At 48.1% G+C, this 4,824-nt stretch carries 4 protein-coding genes, 4 tRNA genes and 2 rRNA genes; 9 read left to right on the top strand and 1 reads right to left on the bottom strand.

Annotated elements, in window-relative coordinates; translation table 11 throughout:
• The 4 genes from AACU94_RS05730 to birA form a co-directional block, all read left to right on the top strand.
• Positions 1 to 79: ribosomal RNA gene (locus AACU94_RS05730) — 23S ribosomal RNA — on the top strand; the annotation flags it as partial.
• Between the two features lie 97 nt (positions 80 to 176).
• Positions 177 to 292: ribosomal RNA gene (gene rrf / locus AACU94_RS05725) — 5S ribosomal RNA — on the top strand.
• 134 nt (positions 293 to 426) lie between these two features.
• Entirely contained in the window at positions 427 to 1,455 is a 1,029-nt protein-coding gene (gene murB / locus AACU94_RS05720) for a UDP-N-acetylmuramate dehydrogenase (protein ID WP_130210845.1), read from the top strand.
• Entirely contained in the window at positions 1,452 to 2,417 is a 966-nt protein-coding gene (gene birA, locus AACU94_RS05715) for a bifunctional biotin--[acetyl-CoA-carboxylase] ligase/biotin operon repressor BirA (protein WP_130219570.1), read from the top strand. The genes murB and birA overlap by 4 nt, the downstream gene beginning before the upstream one ends.
• A gap of 28 nt (positions 2,418 to 2,445) precedes the next feature.
• Here birA and coaA read toward each other — a convergent pair whose 3' ends face one another.
• Positions 2,446 to 3,396, bottom strand: coding sequence for a type I pantothenate kinase (coaA, locus tag AACU94_RS05710; protein ID WP_000023076.1), 951 nt, complete (start codon positions 3,394 to 3,396; stop codon positions 2,446 to 2,448).
• A gap of 362 nt (positions 3,397 to 3,758) precedes the next feature.
• Here coaA and AACU94_RS05705 point away from each other — a divergent pair.
• From AACU94_RS05705 to AACU94_RS05685, 5 genes are all read left to right on the top strand, one after another.
• A tRNA-Thr gene (locus AACU94_RS05705) sits at positions 3,759 to 3,834 on the top strand.
• A gap of 8 nt (positions 3,835 to 3,842) precedes the next feature.
• A tRNA-Tyr gene (locus AACU94_RS05700) sits at positions 3,843 to 3,927 on the top strand.
• 116 nt (positions 3,928 to 4,043) lie between these two features.
• A tRNA-Gly gene (locus AACU94_RS05695) sits at positions 4,044 to 4,118 on the top strand.
• Between the two features lie 6 nt (positions 4,119 to 4,124).
• Positions 4,125 to 4,200: transfer RNA gene (locus AACU94_RS05690), tRNA-Thr, on the top strand.
• Positions 4,201 to 4,314: 114 nt separating this feature from the next.
• Positions 4,315 to 4,824, top strand: a 510-nt coding sequence (locus AACU94_RS05685) for a GTP-binding protein (protein ID WP_077789482.1), incomplete at its 3' end; no start/stop codon positions are given.

Below are 4,824 nucleotides of genomic sequence, written 5' to 3'. Positions count from 1 at the left end.
ACGACGTTGATAGGCCGGGTGTGTAAGCGCAGCGATGCGTTGAGCTAACCGGTACTAATGAACCGTGAGGCTTAACCTTACAACGCCGAAGATGTTTTGGCGGATGAGACATCGATAAGTAAGCTTGATAACAGATTAGATTAACCGGCGTAAGCGGGTTAATAAAACAGAATTTGCCTGGCGGCCGTAGCGCGGTGGTCCCACCTGACCCCATGCCGAACTCAGAAGTGAAACGCCGTAGCGCCGATGGTAGTGTGGGGTCTCCCCATGCGAGAGTAGGGAACTGCCAGGCATCAGATAAAGCGAAAGGCCATCCTGACGGGTGGCCTTTTTGCGTTTCTACAAACTCTTCCTGTCGTCATATCTACAAGCCATCCCCCCGCAGATACGGTAAACTAGCCTCGTTTTTGCATCAGGAAAGCAGCTATGAACCACTCCTTAAAACCCTGGAACACATTTGGCATTGATCATAATGCTCAGCACATTGTATGTGCCGAAGACGAACAACAATTACTCAATGCCTGGCAGCATGCAACCGCAGAAGGACAACCCGTCCTTATTCTGGGTGAAGGAAGTAATGTACTTTTTCTGGAAGACTATCGCGGTACGGTGATCATCAACCGGATCAAAGGTATCGAAATTCATGATGAACCTGATGCGTGGTATTTACATGTAGGAGCCGGAGAAAACTGGCATCGCCTGGTAAAATACACTTTGCAGGAAGGTATGCCTGGTCTGGAAAATCTGGCATTAATTCCTGGTTGTGTTGGTTCATCACCTATCCAGAATATTGGGGCTTATGGCGTAGAATTACAGCGAGTTTGCGCATATGTTGACTGTGTTGAACTGGCGACAGGCAAGCAAGAGCGTTTAACAGCTAAAGAGTGCCGTTTTGGCTATCGTGACAGTATTTTTAAACATGAATACCAGGACCGCTTCGCCATTGTAGCCGTAGGTCTGCGTCTGCCAAAAGAGTGGCAACCTGTACTAACGTATGGTGACTTAACTCGTCTGGATCCTACAACAGTAACGCCACAGCAAGTATTTGATGCGGTGTGTCATATGCGCACCACCAAACTCCCTGACCCAAAAGTGAATGGCAATGCCGGTAGTTTCTTCAAAAACCCTGTTGTATCTGCCGAAACGGCTAAAGCATTACTGGCACAATTTCCAACAGCACCAAATTACCCTCAGGCGGATGGTTCAGTAAAACTGGCAGCAGGTTGGCTTATCGATCAGTGCCAGCTAAAAGGGATGCAAATGGGGGGGGCTGCGGTGCACCGTCAACAGGCGTTAGTTCTCATTAATGAAGACAATGCAAAAAGCGAAGATGTCGTGCAACTGGCACATCATGTAAGACAGAAAGTGGGTGAAAAATTTAATGTCTGGCTTGAGCCAGAAGTTCGCTTTATTGGTGCATCAGGTGAAGTTAGCGCAGTGGAGACGATTTCATGAAGGATAATACCGTTCCACTGAAATTAATCGCGCTGTTAGCGAATGGTGAATTTCACTCTGGCGAGCAGCTGGGTGAAACGTTAGGAATGAGCCGGGCGGCTATTAATAAACACATTCAGACACTGCGTGACTGGGGCGTTGATGTCTTTACCGTTCCGGGTAAAGGATACAGCCTGCCTGAGCCCATCCAGTTACTTAATGCTGAACAGATATTGAGTCTGCTGGATGGCGGTAGTGTAGCCGTGCTGCCAGTGATTGACTCCACGAATCAATATCTCCTTGACCGCATCGGAGAGCTTAAATCGGGCGATGCCTGCGTTGCAGAATACCAGCAGGCTGGCCGTGGTCGTCGTGGTCGGAAATGGTTTTCGCCTTTTGGCGCAAACTTATATTTGTCGATGTTCTGGCGCCTGGAGCAAGGCCCGGCGGCGGCGATTGGTTTAAGTCTGGTTATCGGTATCGTGATGGCGGAAGTATTACGCAAGCTGGGGGCAGATAAAGTTCGTGTTAAATGGCCTAATGACCTCTATCTGCAGGATCGCAAGCTGGCTGGCATTCTTGTGGAGCTGACTGGCAAAACCGGCGATGCGGCGCAAATAGTCATTGGCGCCGGGATCAACATGGCAATGCGTCGTGTTGAAGAGAGTGTCGTTAATCAGGGGTGGATCACGCTGCAGGAAGCGGGGATCAATCTCGATCGTAATACGTTGGCGGCCATGCTAATACGTGAATTACGCGCGGCGCTGGAACTCTTCGAGCAAGAAGGATTGGCACCTTATCTTTCGCGTTGGGAAAAGTTGGATAATTTCATTAATCGCCCAGTGAAACTTATCATTGGTGATAAAGAAATATTTGGTATTTCACGCGGAATAGACAAACAGGGCGCTTTATTGCTTGAGCAGGATGGAATAATAAAACCCTGGATGGGCGGTGAAATATCCCTGCGTAGTGCAGAAAAATAAGAAAGGGGAGCATTAGCTCCCCTGAAAATTATTTGCGTAGTCTGACCTCTTCTACCGCATGATTAGCACTCTTCGTCAGGATTAAACTGGCGCGCTCGCGAGTAGGTAGAATATTTTGCTTTAAGTTCAGCCAGTTGATCTCTTTCCACAACGTCATGGCAGTCTTAATCGCTTCTTCTTTAGTTAATTTCGCGTAGTTATGAAAATAGGAATCCGGGTCTGTAAAAGCCCCTTCGCGGAATTTCAGAAAACGGTTGATATACCATGTCTGAAGTAAGTCTTCCGGAGCATCAACATATATCGAAAAATCGACAAAATCAGAAACAAATACATGATGTGGATCGTGTGGATAATCCATCCCGCTCTGTAAGACATTTAACCCTTCAAGAATTAAAATATCAGGCTGAACAACAGTTTTATCTCCATCCGGGATCACATCATAAATAAGATGCGAGTAAACAGGTGCTGTAACGTTTGGCACGCCGGACTTGAGATCGGAAACAAACTTCACCAGACGATGCATATCATACGATTCCGGGAAGCCTTTCTTCTTCATCAGGCCACGTTCTTTAAGCACTTTGTTGGGATGAAGAAAACCATCGGTGGTGATCAGTTCAACACGACGGTGTTCCGGCCAACGGCTTAATAGTGCCTGTAACACACGAGCAGTCGTACTTTTCCCTACCGCGACGCTACCAGCAATACTGATAATGTAAGGAATGCGTTGTCCGTTAGTGCCAAGAAACTGTTCCAGAACAGCCTGACGGCGCAGGTTCGAGCTTATATAGAAGTTCAGCAAACGCGATAAAGGCAAATAAATCTCGGCAACTTCTTCTAACGAGAGATCTTCATTTATACCTTTGAGACGGGCGATCTCATCTTCCGATAACGTCATAGGTACGGAATCACGCAGAGCTGCCCACTGGTTGCGGTCAAACTGTAGGTAAGGCGTCATTAACGTTTGCTCTTTTATACTCATAAGCATGTTTCTGGCGGTCATAGCTCTATCGGCAAAGCGATATTTGCCATGGCGCGTCACAGTTCTGTTGAATGGGTTAATGGGCAGGAGGGTAACACCAGATGGGGAGGAATAATAAGAAAAAATCTCTTCCAGGAAGCTATCGTTGAAAAGCAATGTGACAGATATTCCATCTGATAAAAAGAATTGTGTTTTAGCTGGCGCGCATTGTTAATGCAGAGTGATGCTGAAAAAGTATGCTAATCTGCTCGCAATTCGGCTGTTTATTCACCGTGTCGCACAAAATGTGACCAATAAAACAAATTATGCAATTTTTTAGTTGCATGAACTCGCATGTCTCCATAGAATGCGCGCTACTTGATGCCGACTTAGCTCAGTAGGTAGAGCAACTGACTTGTAATCAGTAGGTCACCAGTTCGATTCCGGTAGTCGGCACCATCAAGTCCGGTGGGGTTCCCGAGCGGCCAAAGGGAGCAGACTGTAAATCTGCCGTCACAGACTTCGAAGGTTCGAATCCTTCCCCCACCACCAATTTCGGCCACGCGATGGCGTAGCCCGAGACGATAAGTTCGCTTACCGGCTCGAATAAAGAGAGCTTCTCTCGATATTCAGTGCAGAATGAAAATCAGGTAGCCGAGTTCCAGGATGCGGGCATCGTATAATGGCTATTACCTCAGCCTTCCAAGCTGATGATGCGGGTTCGATTCCCGCTGCCCGCTCCAAGATGTGCTGATATAGCTCAGTTGGTAGAGCGCACCCTTGGTAAGGGTGAGGTCGGCAGTTCGAATCTGCCTATCAGCACCACTTCTTTTCTCCTCCCTGTTTTTTCCTTCTGTTTATTGCATTCAACAAGTCGGGCATGTTGCCTGGTTGATGTGGTGATATCACCGATTTATCCGTGTCTTAGAGGGACAATCGATGTCTAAAGAAAAGTTTGAACGTACAAAACCGCACGTTAACGTCGGTACTATCGGCCACGTTGACCATGGTAAAACAACGCTGACCGCTGCAATCACTACCGTACTGGCTAAAACCTACGGCGGTGCTGCTCGCGCATTCGACCAGATCGATAACGCGCCGGAAGAAAAAGCTCGTGGTATCACCATCAACACTTCTCACGTTGAATATGACACCCCGACCCGTCACTACGCACACGTAGACTGCCCGGGGCACGCCGACTATGTTAAAAACATGATCACTGGTGCTGCTCAGATGGACGGCGCGATCCTGGTAGTTGCTGCGACTGACGGCCCGATGCCGCAGACTCGTGAGCACATCCTGCTGGGTCGTCAGGTAGGCGTTCCGTACATCATCGTGTTCCTGAACAAATGTGACATGGTTGATGACGAAGAGCTGCTGGAACTGGTTGAAATGGAAGTTCGTGAACTTCTGTCTCAGTACGACTTCCCGGGCGACGACACTCCGATC

The organism is Escherichia sp. E4702 (assembly GCF_963883545.1).
Lineage (GTDB): Bacteria > Pseudomonadota > Gammaproteobacteria > Enterobacterales > Enterobacteriaceae > Escherichia.
This window is presented reverse-complemented; position numbering and strand designations above follow the sequence as displayed.